16 protein-coding genes are annotated in these 19223 nt (G+C 72.4%); 11 read left to right on the plus strand and 5 right to left on the minus strand.

Annotated elements, in window-relative coordinates:
• Positions 1–371, plus strand: a 371-nt coding sequence (locus EBH09_RS11605; RefSeq protein WP_153182647.1) for a class F sortase, incomplete at its 5' end; no start/stop codon positions are given.
• Here EBH09_RS11605 and EBH09_RS11610 read toward each other — a convergent pair.
• A complete protein-coding gene (locus EBH09_RS11610; protein WP_121746907.1) occupies positions 309–698 on the minus strand; it encodes a helix-turn-helix domain-containing protein in 390 nt (129 codons plus the stop codon). The two genes, EBH09_RS11605 and EBH09_RS11610, sit on opposite strands and share 63 nt — an antisense overlap.
• Before the next feature lie 107 nt (positions 699–805).
• Here EBH09_RS11610 and EBH09_RS11615 point away from each other — a divergent pair, with 107 nt between their 5' ends.
• Positions 806–1711: an NAD(P)-binding domain-containing protein gene (locus tag EBH09_RS11615; RefSeq protein ID WP_121746908.1), complete on the plus strand. Its 906-nt coding sequence runs from the start codon at positions 806–808 to the stop codon at positions 1709–1711.
• Positions 1712–1828: 117 nt separating this feature from the next.
• Positions 1829–3664 (plus strand): glycoside hydrolase family 3 protein, encoded by a 1836-nt coding sequence (locus EBH09_RS11620; RefSeq protein ID WP_121746909.1) that lies wholly within the window; start codon positions 1829–1831, stop codon positions 3662–3664.
• On the opposite strand, the gene EBH09_RS11625 is transcribed toward EBH09_RS11620, so the two are convergent.
• On the minus strand, positions 3661–4443 hold the full coding sequence (locus tag EBH09_RS11625) for a TSUP family transporter (RefSeq protein ID WP_121746910.1): 783 nt from the start codon (positions 4441–4443) through the stop codon (positions 3661–3663). The genes EBH09_RS11620 and EBH09_RS11625 overlap by 4 nt on opposite strands.
• 198 nt (positions 4444–4641) lie before the next feature.
• Here EBH09_RS11625 and EBH09_RS11630 point away from each other — a divergent pair, with 198 nt between their 5' ends.
• The 7 genes from EBH09_RS11630 (at position 4642) to EBH09_RS11660 (ending at position 12688) form a co-directional block, all read left to right on the plus strand.
• Complete coding sequence (locus tag EBH09_RS11630; protein WP_121746911.1) at positions 4642–5880, plus strand: FAD-dependent oxidoreductase; 1239 nt, start codon at positions 4642–4644, stop codon at positions 5878–5880.
• Positions 5880–8504 (plus strand): nitrite reductase large subunit NirB, encoded by a 2625-nt coding sequence (nirB, locus tag EBH09_RS11635; protein WP_121746912.1) that lies wholly within the window; start codon positions 5880–5882, stop codon positions 8502–8504. The genes EBH09_RS11630 and nirB overlap by 1 nt, the downstream gene beginning before the upstream one ends.
• Positions 8501–8851, plus strand: coding sequence for a nitrite reductase small subunit NirD (gene nirD, locus EBH09_RS11640; RefSeq protein WP_121746913.1), 351 nt, complete (start codon positions 8501–8503; stop codon positions 8849–8851). Before nirB ends, nirD begins: the two co-directional genes overlap by 4 nt.
• A 48-nt stretch (positions 8852–8899) precedes the next feature.
• Positions 8900–9484 carry a TetR/AcrR family transcriptional regulator gene (locus tag EBH09_RS11645; RefSeq protein WP_121746914.1) on the plus strand — a complete coding sequence of 195 codons (585 nt, stop codon included), beginning with the start codon at positions 8900–8902 and terminating at the stop codon, positions 9482–9484.
• 75 nt (positions 9485–9559) lie between these two features.
• On the plus strand, positions 9560–10327 hold the full coding sequence (locus tag EBH09_RS11650) for a glucose 1-dehydrogenase (protein ID WP_121746915.1): 768 nt from the start codon (positions 9560–9562) through the stop codon (positions 10325–10327).
• Between the two features lie 123 nt (positions 10328–10450).
• Entirely contained in the window at positions 10451–11407 is a 957-nt protein-coding gene (locus EBH09_RS11655; protein ID WP_121746916.1) for a superoxide dismutase, read from the plus strand.
• 126 nt (positions 11408–11533) lie between these two features.
• Positions 11534–12688: an alkaline phosphatase PhoX gene (locus EBH09_RS11660; protein WP_121746917.1), complete on the plus strand. Its 1155-nt coding sequence runs from the start codon at positions 11534–11536 to the stop codon at positions 12686–12688.
• A 46-nt stretch (positions 12689–12734) separates the two neighbouring features.
• Here EBH09_RS11660 and EBH09_RS11665 read toward each other — a convergent pair whose 3' ends face one another.
• A complete protein-coding gene (locus EBH09_RS11665) occupies positions 12735–13667 on the minus strand; it encodes an oxidoreductase (RefSeq protein WP_121746918.1) in 933 nt (310 codons plus the stop codon).
• Between the two features lie 182 nt (positions 13668–13849).
• Here EBH09_RS11665 and EBH09_RS11670 point away from each other — a divergent pair, with 182 nt between their 5' ends.
• Positions 13850–14314 (plus strand): excalibur calcium-binding domain-containing protein, encoded by a 465-nt coding sequence (locus tag EBH09_RS11670; protein WP_121746919.1) that lies wholly within the window; start codon positions 13850–13852, stop codon positions 14312–14314.
• 95 nt (positions 14315–14409) lie between these two features.
• On the opposite strand, the gene EBH09_RS11675 is transcribed toward EBH09_RS11670, so the two are convergent.
• Both EBH09_RS11675 and ppdK read right to left on the minus strand, forming a co-directional pair.
• Entirely contained in the window at positions 14410–15612 is a 1203-nt protein-coding gene (locus tag EBH09_RS11675) for an acyltransferase (protein WP_121746920.1), read from the minus strand.
• A 243-nt stretch (positions 15613–15855) separates the two neighbouring features.
• Complete coding sequence (gene ppdK, locus EBH09_RS11680; RefSeq protein ID WP_121746921.1) at positions 15856–18585, minus strand: pyruvate, phosphate dikinase; 2730 nt, start codon at positions 18583–18585, stop codon at positions 15856–15858.
• Positions 18586–19223 lie beyond the last annotated feature (638 nt).

Raw genomic sequence — 19223 nt, forward strand, 5'->3', positions numbered from 1 at the left:
GTCTCGACGTGCCGCCCGCCGAGGAGGAGAACCTGGCCGGCTGGTACGAGGCCGGCACCACCCCGGGCGAGACGGGCACGGCGATCGTCGCCGGGCACGTCGACAACGCCGAGGGCCCCGCCGTCTTCTACCGCCTCGGCGCCCTAGAGAAGGGCGCCACGATCGAGGTCGACCGGCGCGACGGAGGCGTCGCGGTGTTCACGGTCGACGCGGTGGAGGTGTACGCCGCGAAGGACTTCCCCGACGAGAAGGTGTACGGCGCGGCGAACCGGCCCGAGCTGCGCGTCATCACCTGCGGCGGCGACTACTCACGCAGTACCGGGTACCAGGGGAACGTGGTCGTCTTCGCGCACCTCACCGGCGGCCGGTGACGCGTTCAGCACGTTGGCCCTCCCCCACGCGCCGAGCGGCGCCAGCGCCTCGTTGAGGGCGGCGCCCCGGGCGGTCAGCGAGTACTCGACGCGCGGCGGCACCTCGCAGTACTCCTCGCGGTGCACGATGCCGTCGGCCTCCATCTCCCGCAGCTGCGCGGCGAGCACCTTCTCCGTCACGCCCGGCAGCGCGCGGCGCAGCGCGCCGAACCGGTGCGCCCCTTCGCCGAGCGCCCACAGGATCAGCACCTTCCACTTGCCGTCGATCACGTCCATCGCCGCGTCGACCCCGCAGACGTACGCCCCCGGCCGCCGTACCGTACCCATACCCGTCACCCCGTCCCCACCCGCTGCCCGCTTGCTTCCCCCGCAGTAACCACCCACTTCGAAGTACGTACTTGAGGGGTCGTCGCCTCCGGCGGAATCTGATCTCCATGACTGACAAGACTTCCACCGCCCGTATTCCGCTCACCGTCCTCGGCGCCGGCGCCATGGGCACCGCCCTGGTCCGCGCCTGGCTCGCCGCCGGACACCCCGTGACCGTCTGGAACCGCACCCCGGCCCGCGCCGAGGCCCTCGCCGCCGACGGCGCCACGGTCGCCGCGAGCGCGGCCGGGGCGGTGGCCGCGAGCCGCCTGGTGATCGCCTGCCTGCTCGACGACGCCTCGGTCGGCGAGGCCCTGGACGGGGCCGACCTGACCGGGCGGGACCTGGTGAACCTCACCACCGGCACACCCGCCGAGGGCCGCGCCCGCGCCGCCTGGGCCGAGGCGCGCGGGGCCCGCTTCCTGGACGGCGGGATCATGGCCGTACCGCCGATGATCGGGGAGGCCGGTTCCGGCGCGTACGTCTTCTACAGCGGCTCCGCCGAGTTGTTCGAGGAGCACCGGGAGACCCTCGCCGTCCCGGCCGCCACGCGTTACGTCGGCGAGGACGCGGGGTTCGCGGCGCTGCACGACGTGGCGCTGCTGAGCGCGATGAGCGGCATGTTCGCGGGCATCACGCACGCCTTCGCGCTGATCGGCCCGGAGGACATCGCCCCCAAGGACTTCGCGCCGCTGCTGGTGTCGTGGCTCGGCGCCATGACCGGCTCCGTCCACCTGGCCGCCGAGCAGCTGGAGAGCGGCGACTACGGCAAGGACGTCGTCTCCAGCCTCGCCATGCAGGTGGCGGGCAACGCGACGCTGCTGCGCACGGCCGAGGAGCAGGGGGTGAGCCCGGAGCTGCTGACGCCGTACACGGCGCTCATGGAGCGGTGGCTCGCCGAGGGGCACGGGGAGGAGGACACGACCGGGATGGTGGAGCTGCTGGATCTGCGGCGAGGCCCGGCGAAGGCCTAGGCCTTTTGTCTAGACCTATTGCCCTGCCGTGCTCCGCGGGCTACCTTTCCCGCTGTTCGGAGTACTGCGCATTCCTTCAATTCCCTTGATGGGCAAGGCTGGAAGGAGCATGTCCGCATGCAGGACCGGAGTCTGTCCAGACGAACCGTTCTCGCCTCCGCGACCGTGGTCGCCGCGGGCGCGTCGGGCGTCGTGGGTGTGACGGCCGCCCCCGCGGTCGCGCACAAGCGCGGCCACCGCCTCAAGAGGATCATCTCCAGGATGAGCGTCGAGGCGAAGGTCGGCCAGCTGTTCGTACCGTACTTCTACGGTACGTCGGCGACTTCTCCCAGCCAGTTCGACCAGGACCGCAACCTCAGGGAGCTCGGCGTCCGCACCGTGGCCGAGCTCATCGCCAAGTACCACATCGGCGGTGTCATCTATTTCTCCGGCTGGGCCAACAACATCCAGGACCCCCGCCAGATCGCGGACCTGACGAACGGGGTGCAGCGGGCCTCGCTCGCGCTGCCCACCCCCATCCCCTCCCTGATCTCCATCGACCAGGAGCACGGGGCCAACGTGCGCATCGGCGGCGGCGCCACCCAGCTGCCGGGCGCGATGGCGCTCGGCGCGGGCCGCTCGCCGTCCGACGCGCGCACCGCCGGACGGATATCGGGCACCGAACTCGCCGCCCTGGGCATCCGTCAGAACTTCGCCCCGGTCGCCGACGTCAACGTCAACCCGGCCAACCCCGTCATCAACGTCCGCTCCTTCGGCGCCGACGCCCGCGAGGTCGGTCGCATGGTGGCGGCGCAGGTGACGGGCTACCAGCGGGCCGGCGTCGCGGCCTGCGCCAAGCATTTCCCGGGCCACGGGGACACCGCGCAGGACAGCCACACCGGACTGCCCGTGATCACCCACACCCGAGAGGAGTGGGACCGCGTCGACGCCCCGCCCTTCAGGGCCGCGATCGCCGCCGGTGTCGACTCGATCATGACCGCGCACCTCCAGGTCCCCGCGCTCGACCCCAGCAACGAACCGGCCACCCTGTCGCCCGCGATCCTCCAGGGCGTGCTGCGCGACGAACTCGGCTTCGACGGCGTGATCGTCACCGACGCCCTCAACATGCAGGGCGTGCGTACCAAGTACGGCGACGACCGCGTGCCCGTCCTCGCCCTCAAGGCCGGCGCCGACCAACTGCTGTTCCCGCCCGACATCGACGTCGCCTACAACGGCGTCCTGGCCGCCGTCCGCAGCGGAGAGATCACCGAGGACCGGCTCGACGAATCGGTCCTGCGCATCCTGCGGATCAAGGACAAGGCCGGACTGCTCGACGGCAGCCCCTATGTCTCCCCGAAGGTGGTCGACCGGGTCGTCGGCGCCCGCGGGCACCGGCTCGCCGCCGCCCGGATCGCCGAGCGCACCACCACCCTGCTGGTCAACGAGGACCGGGCGCTCCCGCTGCGCCGCGGGCAGCGGAAGCTGCTCGTGGTCGGCGCCAGCCCGGCCTTCCCGACCGACGACACCCGCACCACGGTGCCCGAGCTGGCCAAGGCGTTCGACGAACTGGGCTACCGGACCACCCACCTCGCCACCGGCCGGGCGCCCGACGCGGCGAAGATCGACGAGGCCGTGGCGGCCGCGCGGGGACGGGACGCGGTGGTGGTCACCACCGACAACGTCGGCGCCACCAGCGCCCAGCGCACCCTGGTGTCCCGGCTGCTCGCGACGGGCGTCCCCGTCGTCCACCTCGCGGTGCGCAACCCCTACGACATCGCCCACCTCGGCGACGTCCCGGCCTCACTGGTCTCCTACTGCTGGACGGAGGTCGAACTGCGCGCCGCGGCCCGGGTGATCGCCGGCCGGGTCGAGCCGCGCGGCAAGCTGCCCGTGCCCATCCAGCGGGCCGACGACCCGGCCGGGATTCTCTTCCGCTCCGGGCACGGCCTGTCGTACGGCCACGACGCCTCCTAGGCCACCCACTGCTCGTAGGCCAGGTTCGCCACCAGCGCGAAGACCACCGTCAGCAGGACGACGCGGACGAAGCCGCTGCCCTTCTTGAGGGCGGTGTGCGCGCCGAACATGCCGCCGGCGAGGTTGAAGACGGCCATCAGGCCGGCCAGCTGCCACAGCACGGCGCCCTGCCACGCGAAGGTGGCGAGGGCGCCCGCGTTGGTGCAGCAGTTGACGATCTTCGCGGTGGCGGAGGCGGTCACCAGGTCCAGGTGGAGGAGTGCGGTGAGTGCCAGGACCAGGAAGGTCCCCGTGCCCGGGCCGACGAGACCGTCGTAGAAGCCGATGCCGAGACCCGCGAGGCCGATCGCGGCCAAGGTCTGGCGGCGGGTGGCCGGGCCGGTGGCGGGGGCGGTGCCGAAGGCGGGGCGGAGGATCACGAAGGCCGCGACCGCGAGCAGCACGACCATGATCACCGGCTTGAGCACCTCGGTGCTCATCCCGGCCGCCAGGAACGCCCCGCCCGACGACCCGGCCAGCGCCGCGAGGCCGATGCGGACGGCCATGCGGACGTCCACGGGTGCCTTGCGCGCGTAGGTCACCGCCGCGCCGGTGGTGCCGACGATGGCGACCGCCTTGTTGGTGCCCAGCGCGTGCGCGGCCGGGGTGCCGGCGGGCAGCCCGAGCAGCAGCGCCGGCAGCAGCAGGAGTCCGCCACCGCCGACCACGGCGTCGATCCAGCCGGCCGCGAGGGCCGCGAGGCAGAGCAGGACGACCGTGGTCAGCGATATGTCGGGCATGATCGCGAGCTTATGGACGGTATGGATGTGCCGTCCATCGAGATGAGGGTCCTCTGAGGTTGCCCGCCGGGTGCGAGGGGCCGTGCGAGGGCCTGCCCGCGTCCCTCACACTCACCCCGCGCCCCCGCTGAGGGCAGCGTTCCCCGCGGGAAACAGACGCGATGCCACCGGGTAACACCCGCACCGCACGCTCGTTGCATGACCTCGAATACGCGTGTGGTGGTGATCGGCGCCGGACTCGCGGGCGTGGCGCTCGCCCGGCGGCTCGGTGAGCTGGGCACGCCCGCGCTGCTGGTCGGCGACGAGGAGCACCGCCCGTACAACCGGGTGCTGCTCGCCGAGGTGCTGGCCGGCCGGTACAGCCCCGAGGTGATCGCCCTGCCGGCGCCCGCCGGGCTGCTGCGCGGCCGGGTCACCGGCGTCGACCGGGCCGGACGGACGGTCCGGTGCGCCGACGGCTCGGTGATCGCGTACGACACGCTGGTCCTGGCCACCGGCTCCAACGCCGTACTGCCGCCCCTGCGCGGCCTGTTCACCCCGGACCGCCAACTGCCCGAGGGCGTGCACGCGTTCCGGACGATGGACGACTGCCTGGGGCTGTCCAAGGCGGTACGGCCGGGGGTGCGGGCGGTCGTCATCGGCGGCGGGCTGCTCGGTGTTTCCGCCGCCCGCGCGCTGGCCGTGCGCGGCGCGCAGGTCGTCCTCGCCCAGCAGTCCGAGCGGCTCATGGAGCGCCAGCTCGACCCGGCCGCCTCCGCGCTCGTGCGGCGGCACCTGGAGGACCTCGGCGTCGAGGTGCACACCGAGTGCCGGGTACGGGACGTGCGCAGCGTCGGCGGGGCGGTGCGGTCGGTGGAGATGGCCGACGGGTACGCGCTCGGCGCCGACCTGGTCGTCCTCGCCTGCGGGGTCCGGCCGCGCGTCGGCCTCGCGCAGGCGGCGGGGCTGGAGGTCGCCAAGGGCGTGGTCGTCGACGACGAGCTGCGCACCTCCGACCCGCACATCCGCGCCGTCGGGGACTGCGTCCAGCACGCGGGGCGCGTGTACGGGCTGGCCGCGCCCGCCCTCGAACAGGCCGGCGCGCTCGCCGAGCTGCTCGCCGGGGACGACCCGGCCGCCCGCTACACCGGCACCCGCTCCCTGACCCGGCTCACCCTCACCGGGCCCGGCAGCCCCTTCGGGCCCGACAGCCCCTTCGACCTCGCCGCGTTCGGCGAGACCGACCCCCGCCCCGGCGACGACGTCGTGCAGCTCGCCGACGCCACCCGGGGCACCTACCGCAAGGTCGTCGTCCGCGACGACCGGCTGGTCGGCGGGGTCCTGGTCGGCGAACTCGGCACCGTCGGCGCGCTGGCGCGCGCCTGGGAGGGAGCAGAGCCGCTCCCGTCCGACGGCGGCCCCCTGCTCCACCTGCTCACCAATGACGGAGGCTCCTGATGACCGCCACCCCGGGGCCCACCCCCACCATCGTGCTCGTCGGCCACGGCATGGTCGGCCAGCGCTTCCTCGAAGCGCTCGCCGAGCGCGGCCTGACCGCCACGCACCGCGTGGTCGTGCTGTGCGAGGAGCCGCGCCCCGCCTACGACCGCGTCCAGCTCACCTCGTACTTCTCGGGCAAGACCCCCGACGACCTGTCGATGACCGACATGGCCTTCATCGACGAGCACGGCATCGAGCTGCGCGTCGGCGACCCCGCGGTGACCGTCGACCGGGACGCGCGCAAGGTGACCGCCCGCTCCGGGCTGGTCGTCGACTACGACGTCCTCGTGCTCGCCACCGGCTCCTACCCCTTCGTCCCGCCGGTCCCCGGCAAGGACGCCGAGGGCTGCTTCGTCTACCGGACGATCGAGGACCTGCTCGCCATCGAGGAGTACGCGAAGACCGCGACGACCGGCGCGGTGGTCGGCGGCGGACTCCTCGGCCTGGAGGCGGCCGGCGCGCTCAAGGGCCTCGGGCTCACCTCGCACATCGTGGAGTTCGCGCCCCGCCTGATGCCGGTCCAGGTCGACGAGGGCGGCGGCGCCGCGCTGCTGCGCACCATCGAGGGCATGGGCCTGTCCGTCCACACGGGCGTCGGCACGCAGGAGATCCTGGTCGACGACGCGTCGGGCACCGTCACCGGCATGAAGCTGTCGGACGGTTCCGAACTCGCCACCGACCTGGTGGTCTTCAGCGCCGGTGTCCGCCCCCGCGACCAGCTGGCCCGCGACTGCGGACTGGCGGTCGGCGAGCGCGGCGGCATCAGCGTCGACGAGCAGTGCCGCACGGTCACCGACGCCCACGTGTTCGCGATCGGCGAGTGCGCGCTGGCGTCCGACGGGCGGGTGTACGGGCTGGTGGCGCCCGGTTACGAGCAGGCCGAGACGGCCGCCGCGACGATCGCCGCCGACGAAGCGTCCTTCACCGGTGCCGACCTGTCCACCAAGCTGAAGCTGCTCGGCGTGGACGTGGCGTCCTTCGGCGACGCGCACGGCACCGCCGAGGACTGCCTGGACGTCGTCTACTCCGACTCCCGCGCGGGCCTGTACAAGAAGCTGGTCGTCGGCCGCGACGGCACGCTGCTCGGCGGCATCCTGGTCGGCGACGCGGAGGCGTACGGCACGCTGCGCGCCTTCACCGGGTCCGTTCCGCCGGTCTCCCCCGAGTCCCTCGTGCTGCCGGCGGGCGCGGGAGCCCCGGCCCAGCTGGGCCCGTCCGCGCTGCCCGACGACGCGGTGATCTGCTCCTGCCACAACGTCACCAAGGGCACGATCCGCGGCGCGGTGACGGAGCACTCCTGCACGACCGTGCCCGAGGTGAAGAAGTGCACCAAGGCCGGCACCGGCTGCGGCTCCTGCGTCAAGGTGCTCGGCCAGCTGGTCACCGCCGAGCTGGAGGCGAGCGGCGTCGAGGTCGACAAGGGCCTGTGCGGCTGCTTCGCCCAGACCCGCGAGGAGCTGTACGAGATCGTCCGCGCCCTGCGGATCACCTCCTACCGCGAGCTGCTGGACCGGCACGGCCGGGAGGGCGCCCGGGGCGGTGACGGCTGCGAGGTCTGCAAGCCGGCGATCGGCTCGATCATCGCCTCCCTCGCCCCGGCGATCGGCGCGAGCGGCTACGTCCTGGAGGGCGAGCAGGCGGCCCTCCAGGACACCAACGACCACTTCCTGGCCAACCTCCAGAAGAACGGCTCGTACTCCGTCGTCCCGCGCATCCCCGGCGGCGAGATCGCCCCCGAGAAGCTGATCGTCATCGGCGAGATCGCCCGGGACTTCGGGCTCTACACGAAGATCACCGGCGGCCAGCGCATCGACATGTTCGGCGCCCGCGTCGAGCAGCTCCCGGTGATCTGGGCCCGGCTGGTGGACGCCGGCTTCGAGTCCGGGCACGCGTACGGCAAGTCGCTGCGCACGGTGAAGTCCTGCGTCGGCCAGACCTGGTGCCGCTACGGCGTCCAGGACTCCGTGCGCATGGCGATCGACCTGGAGCTGCGCTACCGGGGCCTGCGCTCCCCGCACAAGCTGAAGTCGGCGGTCTCCGGGTGCGCCCGCGAGTGCGCCGAGGCCCAGTCCAAGGACTTCGGCGTGATCGCCACGTCCAACGGCTGGAACCTCTACGTCGGCGGCAACGGCGGCGCCACCCCGCGCCACGCGGACCTGCTCGCGCAGGACCTCTCCGACGCCGAACTGGTCCGCCTGATCGACCGGTTCCTGATGTTCTACATCCGCACCGCCGACAAGCTGGAGCGCACCTCCACCTGGCTGGAGCGCATCCCCGGCGGCCTGGACCACGTACGGGACGTCGTCGTGCACGACTCGCTCGGCATCTGCGACGAGCTGGAGTCCCTGATGCGCGCCCACGTCTCGCACTACCGCGACGAATGGGCCGAGACCATCAACGACCCCGAGAAGCTGGCCCGGTTCGTGTCCTTCGTGAACGCGCCCGACACCCCCGACCCGGTCGTGGGCTTCGTGCCCGAGCGCGACCAGATGAAGCCCGACCTGCCGCTGCTGAGCATCGGCCTGCGGCGCACCGAGGAAGACCTCGGGAACGACCTCCTGGAAGGAAGCACCCGGCGATGACCCTGGCACCCGAGACGACCGACCTGAAGGTACGCCTGCGCCTGACGGACGACTGGTTCACGGCCTGCGACCTCGGCGCCCTGCTCCCGGGCCGGGGCGTCGCGGCCCTGCTGCCGGACGGCGGCCAGGTGGCCCTGTTCCGCGACCGGGGCGGCGAGCTGTACGCCATCGACAACCGGGACCCGTTCACCGGGGCGGCGGTCCTCTCCCGCGGCCTGACCGGCACCCACCGGGGCCGCCCCTTCGTCGCCTCCCCGCTGCTCAAGCAGCGCTTCGACCTGGCGACCGGTCAGTGCCTGGACGACGAGGCGGTGCGGGTGGAGACGTACGAGGTGAAGGCGGCCTGAGACCACCATTGTTGACTGATCGTTTCAGATAGGTCTAGGCTGCGACGCGTGGCCAGGACCAAGGAGTTCGATCCGGACGCCGCGCTGCGGGCGGCCCTGGAGCTGTTCTGGCGGCGCGGCTACGAGGCGACGTCGATGTCCGACCTCGTCGAGCATCTCGGCATCGGGCGCGCCAGCATCTACGCGACCTTCGGCAACAAGCACGAGCTGTACCTGAAGGCGCTGGAACGCTACGAGCAAGGACTGCTCCCAGAACTGCTGGCGGAACTCGCCCGGCCGGGCCCGGCCCTGCCGGGCGTACGGTCCCTGGTGCGCCGCTACGCCGCCGAGGCGGCCGCCGAGGAACTGCGGGAACGCGGCTGCTTCGTCACGAACACCGCGGCCGAACTGGCCCCGCACGACCCGGTCGCCGCGCGGCGGGTCGAGCGCAACTGGGACCAGCTGGAGACCGTGCTGCACTCGACGCTGGTCCGGGCCCGCGCCCAGGGCGAACTGCCCGCCGGCCGTGACCCGCTGGCCCTCGCCCGCATGCTGCTGGTACTGCTCCAGGGGCTGCGGGTGGTCGGGAAGGCGTCGCCGGACCCGGCCCGGGTGCGGGACGCGGCGGAACAGGCGCTCGCGCTGCTCGACTGAGGCACCGGCCCCTCTCCGGAGGGGTGTTCCGCTGACCTCATAATGAACCGATCGGTCAAGAAAAAGGGGAGATTCATGACCACCCAGCGCTTCACCGGCAGGACCGCCCTCGTCACCGGGGCGGGCTCCGGCATCGGACGGGCCGTCGCCCTGGCCCTCGCCGCCGAGGGCGCGCACGTCGTCGTCACCGGGCGCGGGCGAGAGCCGCTCGACGAGACGGTGGCCCTGGTCGAGGCGGCCGGCGGCAAGGCACTGGCCGTCACCGCCGACGTCTCCCGTGCCGCCGACGTACGGAGCGTGGTGGACGCCGCCGTCGATCACTTCGGCTCCCTCGACGTGGCCGTCAACAACGCGGGCGTCTTCCGCGGCGGAGTCGCCGTGGCCGATCTGCCCGAGGAGGACTGGCACACGCAACTCGACATCAACGTCACCGGCGTCTTCCTCGCCCTCCAGGCGCAGGTCCGCCGGATGCGCACCCAGCCGGGCGGCGGCGCGATCGTGAACATCGCCTCCACCTTCGGTGCGCACAAGCGCAGCCCGGGCGCCACCGCCTACGCGGCCACCAAGGCGGCCGTCTCGGCGCTCACGCGGGGCGCCGCCCTGGACCACGTCGGGGAGGGGGTCCGCATCAACGCCGTCAGCCCGGGCGCCACGGCGACCTCCATGTCCCTTCGGCCCGGCGAGACGGAGGCGGGGCGGGCGGAGCGGATGCGGAGCGAGACGCCGCTCGGCCGGGTCTCGGCGGTGGCGGAGGTCGCGGCGGCGGTGCTGTACCTGGCGTCGGACGACGCGGCGTCGGTGGTGGGCACCGACCTGGTGGTGGACGGCGGGCAGACGGCCTGACGCTCCCCCTCGGCCTCTCCCGGGGCGGCTGTCGGTTTCCCGCCAAACCCGGCCGGCGCCTCGAAAACGCCTCGGCCGTCGGCTTTCATCGAGTCCCACGCCCTTCTCCCACGGAGGCCCGCCATGACTCGTAACGACCCCCGGCCGTCCCGGCGCGCGGTGCTCGGCGGTGCCGCGGGCGCGGCGTTGGCGGTGGCCGCCGGTACCGCCCCCGCCGGGGCCGCCGGGGCCGCCGCCCGCGAGGCGACGTGGCCGACCCTCTTCCCGCTGCCCGACGGCTGGCTGCCCGAGGGCATCACCATCGGGCGCGGGCCGTACGCCTACCTGGGCTCGCGCGCCGACGGCGCCGTCTACCGCGCCGACCTGCGCACCGGCGCGGGCCGCGTCGTCCACGAGGGCGGCACGGGCCTCGCCGCCATCGGCCTGAAGCTGGACCACGACGGCCTGCTGTACGTCGCCGGGGGCAGCGGCGGAACCGCGCGGATCGTCGACTCACGCACCGGCAGGCTGCTGCGCACCCACCAGCTCACCGGAGCGACCGGCCACTTCGTCAACGACGTGGCGCTGCTCGGCGACCGCGCCTGGTTCACCGACTCGTACGGGCCCGTCCTGTACGGCGTCCCGCGCGGCAGGCGCGGCGGCGTGCGCGCCCTGCCGCTCACCGGCGACTGGGAGCAGACGCCGGACGTCATCAACGCCAACGGCGTCGTCGCCACCCCCGACGGGCGCGGTCTGATCGTCGTCAGGACGACGGCGGGCGAGTTGTACCGCGTCAGCCTCCGGACCGGCCGCGCCACCCGGATCAGGCTGGTCGGCGTGGACGACGTCGTCCACGGCGACGGCCTGGTCCGGGTCGGCCGCACGCTGTACGTCGTCCAGAACCGGCTCGATCTGGTCAGCGTATGGGACCTGGACGCGCGCGCCGGTACGGCCACCCTGCGCCGGACGATCACCGATCCCCGCTTCGACGTCCCCGCCACCGCCGCCCGTTTCGGCGACCGCCTCTACCTCGTCAACGCGCGCTTCACCAGCCCGCAGACGCCCGAGACGACGTTCACGGCGGTGGCGGTGGACCGCTGAGAGGGCGCGCCGCCCGGCCGTCACTGATTGTCCATGGGCTGTCAACCGAGCGGCCCTAGGGTCCGTAGCCGCACGTTCCCGCCGCCGTCCGGTGGCGGGGCCGGTCATGACCCCCCGGAGGCAGCAGTGGAACGTCGTACCCTCCTGCGCACGGCCATCGTCGGCGGCTCGGCCGTCCTCGGCGGAACCCTGTGGCGCGGTGCCGCGTACGCCGCGCCCGCCCAGCCCGGCAGCGGCCCGTACGGGGCGCTCGGCGCGCCCGACGCCAACGGCATCAGGCTGCCCGCCGGCTTCACGAGCAGGGTGATCGCCCGCTCGGGCCAGAAGGTCGCGGGCACCTCGTACACCTGGCACAACGCGCCGGACGGCGGCGCCTGTTACGCGGACGGAGCCGGCTGGATCTACGTCTCCAACTCGGAGATCAACCCCTCCGGCGGCGCGAGCGCGGTGCGGTTCTCGTCCACCGGGGCGGTCACGTCGGCGTACCGCGTCCTGTCCGGCACCCGGCAGAACTGCGCGGGCGGCCGGACCCCGTGGAACACCTGGCTGTCCTGCGAGGAGGTGGACCGGGGCTACGTCTACGAGACCGACCCGTGGGGTGTGAAGGCCGCGGTGCGGCGGGATGCCATGGGCCGCTTCAAGCACGAGGCGGCGGCGGCCGACCCGGTGCGCGAGGTCGTGTACCTGACGGAGGACGTGAGCGACGGCTGCTTCTACCGCTTCCGCCCGACGACCTGGGGCGACCTGTCCTCCGGCACCCTGGAGGTGCTGGTCGCGGGCTCGTCCACCAGCGGGCCGGTGACCTGGGCGAGGGTTCCCGACCCGTCCGGCGCCACGGCCACCCGCCGCCAGGTCTCCGGCGCCAAGCGGTTCAACGGCGGCGAGGGCTGCCACTACGCCGACGACACCTGCTGGTTCACCACCAAGGGCGACAACCGCGTCTGGCAGTACAACGCGACCGCCCAGACCATCGAACTGGCCTACGACGACTCCCTGGTGACGTCCGGCACGGCCCCGCTGACCGGCGTGGACAACGTCACCGGCAGCTCCTCCGGCGACCTGTTCGTGGCCGAGGACGGCGGCAACATGGAGATCTGCGTGATCACGCCGAGCGACGTGATCGCCCCCTTCCTGCGCGTCGACGGCCAGTCGGGCTCGGAGATCACGGGCCCGGCGTTCTCGCCCGACGGCACGCGCCTGTACTTCTCCAGCCAGCGGGGGACGAGCGGGAGCTCCTCCGGCGGGATCACCTACGAGGTGCGCGGGCCGTTCCGGGCGTAGCCCGCAACGTGGCCCGGCCGCCGTCGCGGCGGCCGGGTGCGCGCGTTCAGGCTCCCAGCGCCTCGTAGGTGACCCCCGTAAGCCGCTCGGAGGCGGTCCACAGCCGCTCCCCCATCGCGTCGTCGGTGGTCCAGGGCGCCCGCCAGGACGGTGCGGGCACCCCGCGCCACATCGCGAAGGACGGGCCGGTGAAGGAGTCGGAGGGGACGCCGGGCGCGGTCGCCGCGTACAGGACGGGCAGCGCGCCCGCCTCGGCGGGCTGGGCGACGACCCGGTTGGCGAGCACCATCAGCCGCTCGGCGAGCCGGCGCCCCTCGGCCCGGGGACCGGCGGTCTGGATGTTGGTCTCCGCGTATCCCGGGTGGGCGGCGATCGCACGTACGTCCGAAGCGCCGTCCCGTGCCGCGAGCCGCCGCGCCAGTTCGTGGGTGAAGAGCAGGTTGGCGGACTTGGAACGGGCGTAGGCGGTCCAGCGCCCGTACCGCCGTACGCTGTTGAGGTCGCGCGGATCGATGTTGGCCAGCGCGTGCAGGAAGCTGGAGACGGTCACGATCCGGGCGCCCGGCGTGGCGAGCAGGGTCGGCAGCAGCAGCCCGGTGAGGGCGAAGTGGCCCAGGTGGTTGACACCGAACTGGGTCTCGAAGCCGTCCGTCGTCGTCCCGTAGGGCAGCGCCATCACCCCGGCGTTGTTGACGAGGAGATCGACCCGGTCGTACGGCAGCCCGTACGCGAACTCCCGGACCGAGGCCAGGTCCCCGAGGTCCAGCCGCGCCAGTTCCACGGCGGCGTCCGGCACCTCGCCGACGAGGCGCTCCACGGCCTCGCTCCCCCGCCGCTCGCTGCGGCAGGCGAGGACCACGCTCGCCCCCTTGCGCGCCAGTTCCCGGGCCACGACGTAGCCGAGACCGCTGTTGGCGCCGGTGACGACGGCGACGCGCCCGTCCAGGCCGGGCATGTCGCCCACGTTCCAGCCGGTCATCCACGGCTCCTTCCCTGGTCGGACCAGACTCACCGTACGCGCCCCGCGGCCCGGAGCGGAGAGCTACCGTCCGGTCACGTCACGTTCGCATCACGAGTCCTTCATAACGCCACCACATCTACTGCACCTCAATACGTTCGTCACCTCATATCCACCCATCCACACCATTCCCGGGACTCTTGATGAACCTGCTCCGCAAGCCCGTCGCCGTGGCCGTCGCCGCGCTCGCCCTCGCCGCCCTGCCGGCCGCCGCCCAAGCGCACGAAGGCACCCACCCCTTCGAGAACTGCACCGAGGCGTACGACGCCGGTTACTCCGACATCGAGAAGGGTGACAAGCACTACGGCGAGCACCTGGACCGCGACAAGGACGGCGTCGGCTGCGACCGGCCGCCCGCCGACTTCGTGCCCGCCGGCGACCAGGACACCGACGACGGGGCCGGCTCCGGGGACTCCGGGAAGGACGAGAACTCCGGGAACGGCGACGCCGGCGCGGAGGAGGCCGCCGGACAGCAGGGCACCGACCTGGCCGAGACCGGCGGCGACGACACCACGCCGTACATCGCGGCGGGCGGCGCGGCCGTCGTCCTCGCCGGCGGCGGACTGCTGCTGGCCGCGCGGCGGCGCCGGAGCGACGGCGCCGGCTGACACCGCCCACGGCCGCCGGTGGCCCGTCCACCGGCGGCCCCGTCCACCGGCGGCCCCGTCCACCGGTGGCCCCGTCCGCCCGTGCCCCAGTCCGCTCAGCGGCGGGGCGCCGGCGACTTCAGGCTGAACGCCGCGCTGCTCAGCCAGCGCCGTGCGGCCCGCGCCACGGGGCGCTCGACGAACCGCTGCACGACGTACGACAGCGCGACCAGGCCGGCCACCGTGAGCCCGACCACGACCCAGGGGTCGGCGCGGTCGCCGAAGCGGTGCAGGACGTTCACGCCGATGGCGTCGTGCAGCAGGTACAGCGGGAAGGTCAGCGTGCCCGCCACGGTCAGCCCGCGCCAGCGGATCCGGCTGGTCCAGCCGAGGGCGACGGCGGCGATCAGCAGGAAGAAGAACGTGATCACCAGGACCAGCCAGGCGCGCCCCGGCGCCCAGGAGTCCCAGTTGAGGCGGCCCCCGTCGGGCGTCAGCAGGTAGTGCAGCGCCACCAGCCACGACATGGCGACGATGCCCCAGAGCAGCGGCGTCGGCCGGTAGCGGTACATGAGGTAGAAGGCCATGCCCGCGATGAAGTACGGGGCGGACGGCGGGTTGACCAGCAGTGTCAGCAGCCGGATGCCGGCGCTGGGCGCCAGCACCGCGGCGACCGTCCACAGCCCGCAGTAGATCACCACGCGCTGGTAGGTCAGGCCCTTCCACACCACCACCGCGAAGGTGAGGTAGAAGCACAGCTCGGGCCAGAGCGTCCAGTAGACGGAGTCGAGGTGCTCCACACCGAGCGGCGTCTGCAGCATCGTGAGGTTGGCGAACAGCACGCGCGGGGGCGGGTGCCCGAACGGGTTGTCCGCGAAGTAGATCACGCACGCGGTGATCGCGATCGCCGCCCAGTACATCGGGTACAGCCGGGTGACCCTGGAGATGAAGAAGTCGCGCGGGGTGCGCCCCCACGCGCTCATGCAGATGACGAAACCGCTGATCAGGAAGAACAGTTCGACGCCGAGCCGGCCGAACGCGAAGTAGCCGTGGGCCTCGGGGAACACGTCTCCGACGGGGCGGCCCCAGATGGTCTGCATCGTGGAGGGCGCCTGGCCGACGAAGTGGAAGAAGACCACGGCCAGGGCCGCCAGGAACCGCAGTCCGTCGAGCGCCGCGAGCCGGTCCCTGCGGACGGGGGGCCCGGCCTCGGGCACCTTCGCCTCGGCGGCGGCCCGGGGGCTCGGCACTCCGGACGCCTGCTCGCCCCCGCGCGTGGCGGTCGTACCGGCGGTCTCCCTGTGATCCGTCGAGGTCATCCAACCACCGTTCCGGTGTGGGCCGCTGTCCGCTGCCAGGGCGCTCGAACTTCGCTGACAGCTTGCTGCTGCTCAATGCACAGGGATTCACACCATGGAACGCGTCACAAACAGCGGGTGAACGCGGGAGGCGGCACCCCCGCACAGGGTGCCGCCCTTTCCCGTGAACCGGAGCCGCCGCCGATCGGTGAGGGTGGTCGGGTGACAGACGGCGGCTCCGGGGCTCTGGGCCCTCCCAGGGGCCTACCGGTGGTCGCTGCCCTTCGACTGCGACGCCGCCCGGCCGGCCTCCAGCCGGGCAACCGGAATCCGGAACGGGGAGCAGGAGACGTAGTCCAGGCCGACCTCGTGGAAGAAGTGGACCGACTCGGGGTCGCCGCCGTGCTCGCCGCAGACGCCGAGCTTCAGGTCGGGGCGGGTGGCGCGGCCGGCCTTCGCGGCGGCGGCGACCAGGGAGCCCACGCCGTCCTTGTCGATCGTCTCGAACGGGGAGACGCCGAAGATGCCCTTCTCCAGGTAGGCCGTGAAGAAGCTGGCCTCGACGTCGTCGCGGCTGAAGCCCCACACGGTCTGGGTCAGGTCGTTGGTGCCGAAGGAGAAGAACTCCGCGGCCTCGGCGATCTGTCCGGCCGTCAGCGCGGCGCGCGGCAGTTCGATCATCGTGCCGATCGACAGCTTGAGCTTCGCCCCCGTGGCGGCCTCGACCTCGGCGATGACCTGGTCGGCCTCGTCGCGGACGATCTCCAGTTCCTGGACGGTGCCGACCAGCGGGATCATGATCTCGGCGCGCGGGTCGCCCTTGGCCGCCTTGCGCTCGGCCGCGGCCTCCGCGATGGCGCGGACCTGCATCGTGAACAGGCCGGGGATGACCAGGCCGAGACGGACGCCGCGCAGGCCCAGCATCGGGTTCTGCTCGTGCAGGCGGTGCACGGCCTGGAGCAGGCGCAGCTCGTTCTCGTGCGGCTCCTGGCGGGACTCGGCGAGCGCGACGCGCACCGACAGCTCGGTGATGTCCGGCAGGAACTCGTGCAGCGGCGGGTCCAGGAGGCGGACGGTGACCGGGAGGCCGTCCATCGCCTCGAACAGTTCGACGAAGTCCCGCTTCTGGAGCGGGAGCAGCGCCTTCAGGGACTCCTCGCGCTCGGCCTCCGTGTCCGCGAGGATGAGCCGCTCCACCAGCTCGCGCCGGTCGCCGAGGAACATGTGCTCGGTGCGGCACAGGCCGATGCCCTGGGCGCCGAAGCGGCGGGCGCGCAGCGCGTCCTCGGCGTTGTCGGCGTTGGCGCGTACCCGCAGCCGGCGCTTGCGGTCGGCGAAGGCCATGATGCGGTGCACGGCCTCGACCAGCTCGTCGGCGTCCTCGGCGCCGGCGTGCATGCGGCCCTCGAAGTACTCGACGACCGGGGACGGCACGACGGGGACCTCGCCCAGGTAGACCTTGCCGGAGGAGCCGTCGATGGAGATGACGTCGCCCTCTTCCACGACGTGCCCGCCCGGGACGGTCATCCGGCGGCGCTTGGTGTCGACCTCCAGCTCCTCCGCGCCGCAGACACAGGTCTTGCCCATGCCGCGCGCGACGACGGCCGCGTGGGAGGTCTTGCCGCCGCGCGAGGTCAGGATGCCCTCGGCGGCGATCATGCCGTCCAGGTCGTCGGGGTTGGTCTCGCGGCGCACCAGGATGACCTTCTCGCCGGACCGGGACCACTTCACGGCCGTGTACGAGTCGAAGACCGCCTTGCCGACCGCCGCGCCCGGCGAGGCGGCGATGCCCCGGCCGACCTTCTCGACCTTGGCGTCGTCGTCGAAGCGCGGGAACATCAGCTGCGCGAGCTGGGCGCCGTTGACCCGCTGGAGGGCCTCCGCCTCGTCGATCAGGCCCTGGTCGACGAGCTGGGTGGCGATGCGGAAGGCCGCGCCCGCGGTGCGCTTGCCGACGCGGGTCTGGAGCATCCACAGCTGGCCGCGCTCGATGGTGAACTCGATGTCGCAGAGGTCCAGGTAGTGGTTCTCCAGCGTCTCCATGATCTTCATCAGCTGGTCGTACGACTTCTTGTCGATCGACTCCAGCTCGGCGAGGGCGACGGTGTTGCGGATGCCCGCGACGACGTCCTCGCCCTGGGCGTTCTGGAGGTAGTCGCCGTAGACGCCCTGGTGGCCGGAGGCGGGGTCGCGGGTGAAGGCGACGCCGGTGCCGGAGTCGGGGCCCAGGTTGCCGAAGACCATGGAGCAGACGTTGACGGCGGTACCGAGGTCGTGCGGGATGCGCTCCTGGCGGCGGTAGAGCTTGGCGCGCTCGCCGTTCCAGGAGTCGAAGACGGCCTTGATGGCGAGGTCCATCTGCTCGCGCGGGTCCTGCGGGAAGTCCCGGCCCGCCTCCGTCTTGACGATCTTCTTGAACTTGGTGACGAGCTTCTTGAGGTCGGCCGCCTCCAGCTCGGTGTCGACCGTGACCTTCTTGGCCGCCTTCGCCGCCTCCAGCGCCTCCTCGAAGAGGTCGCCGTCGACGCCGAGGACGGTCTTGCCGAACATCTGGATCAGGCGCCGGTAGGAGTCCCAGGCGAAGCGGTCGTCGCCGGCCTGCTTGGCCAGGCCCTGCACGGACTTGTCGGAGAGGCCGATGTTGAGGACCGTGTCCATCATGCCGGGCATGGAGAACTTGGCTCCGGAGCGGACCGACACGAGGAGGGGGTCGTCGGCCTGGCCGAGCTTCTTGCCCATCTTCTCTTCGAGGGCGTCGAGGTGCGCGCTCACCTCGTCACGCAGTGCCGCCGGCTCCTCGCCGCTGTCGAGGTAGGTCTTGCAGGCCTCGGTGGTGATGGTGAAGCCGGGAGGGACCGGAAGACCCAGGTTGGTCATCTCGGCGAGGTTGGCACCCTTGCCGCCGAGGAGGTCCTTGAGGTCCTTGTTGCCCTCGGTGAAGTCGTAAACGAACTTCGCCGCGTTCGCTACCTGGGGTTCTTTGTTTTCCGACACGGGTCTCGACTCCTCGAGGACGCGGTGGCTGCCCTGACGGCGAGGAATGTACCCAGATCGAAGGCACCTGGGTACGTCCACTTGCGCGTCATACGCCTGTAACCACTCGTCCGCCAGCGGATCGAAAGTCAAGGCTTGGCAAGCGACCGACCACTTGTGTTTTCACTTCTTGAACGAATGAACTCCCGAAAGGGTGGCCGAGCGCTCATCCGAGCATCGTTACCTACGTTTGAGTTCGATCGATGAACGATCAAGGTATGGCACTCAGTGCCACACCTTGGAGAAGTGGAATCGCGCAAGATCCGCTCATCTGAGCACTACCCCTATCAGAGGTGGCGAGAATCACGCTGCCACAGGCCGTCGGATTTCACCATGCGGACGTCATCGCGCCCAGGGTGAACACACCGCTCTCGACGAACGTACGACAGGACGGCGGGCCCGGCCCCCTCGCCGGGCCCGCCGTCCACCGGGTTACGTACGGAAGGACCTCCGGGTGCCTGTCACCACGCATTTCCGCCGGCCATCGCAGTCCGCCGACGACCCCGACGCACCCGAACCCACCGCGCTCCCGCCCCTCAAGGCCCGCCTCGCCCGCCTGGCCCCGCCGGCCCGCTGGCGCGCCTGGCGCACCCGGTATC

It is taken from the genome of Streptomyces sp. E2N166, assembly GCF_003671715.1.
Taxonomy (GTDB): Bacteria; Actinomycetota; Actinomycetes; order Streptomycetales; family Streptomycetaceae; genus Streptomyces; species Streptomyces thinghirensis.

Coding starts and splice junctions, on each gene's coding strand:
- EBH09_RS11620 (WP_121746909.1), top strand. CDS start 1,829: ATGCAGGACCGGAGTCTGTCCAGACGAACCGTTCTCGCCTCCGCGACC.
- EBH09_RS11675 (WP_121746920.1), bottom strand. CDS start 15,612: ATGACCTCGACGGATCACAGGGAGACCGCCGGTACGACCGCCACGCGC.
- EBH09_RS11625 (WP_121746910.1), bottom strand. CDS start 4,443: ATGCCCGACATATCGCTGACCACGGTCGTCCTGCTCTGCCTCGCGGCC.
- EBH09_RS11650 (WP_121746915.1), top strand. CDS start 9,560: ATGACCACCCAGCGCTTCACCGGCAGGACCGCCCTCGTCACCGGGGCG.
- nirD (WP_121746913.1), top strand. CDS start 8,501: ATGACCCTGGCACCCGAGACGACCGACCTGAAGGTACGCCTGCGCCTG.
- EBH09_RS11655 (WP_121746916.1), top strand. CDS start 10,451: ATGACTCGTAACGACCCCCGGCCGTCCCGGCGCGCGGTGCTCGGCGGT.
- EBH09_RS11630 (WP_121746911.1), top strand. CDS start 4,642: ATGACCTCGAATACGCGTGTGGTGGTGATCGGCGCCGGACTCGCGGGC.
- EBH09_RS11615 (WP_121746908.1), top strand. CDS start 806: ATGACTGACAAGACTTCCACCGCCCGTATTCCGCTCACCGTCCTCGGC.
- EBH09_RS11670 (WP_121746919.1), top strand. CDS start 13,850: ATGAACCTGCTCCGCAAGCCCGTCGCCGTGGCCGTCGCCGCGCTCGCC.
- nirB (WP_121746912.1), top strand. CDS start 5,880: ATGACCGCCACCCCGGGGCCCACCCCCACCATCGTGCTCGTCGGCCAC.
- EBH09_RS11665 (WP_121746918.1), bottom strand. CDS start 13,667: ATGACCGGCTGGAACGTGGGCGACATGCCCGGCCTGGACGGGCGCGTC.
- EBH09_RS11610 (WP_121746907.1), bottom strand. CDS start 698: ATGGGTACGGTACGGCGGCCGGGGGCGTACGTCTGCGGGGTCGACGCG.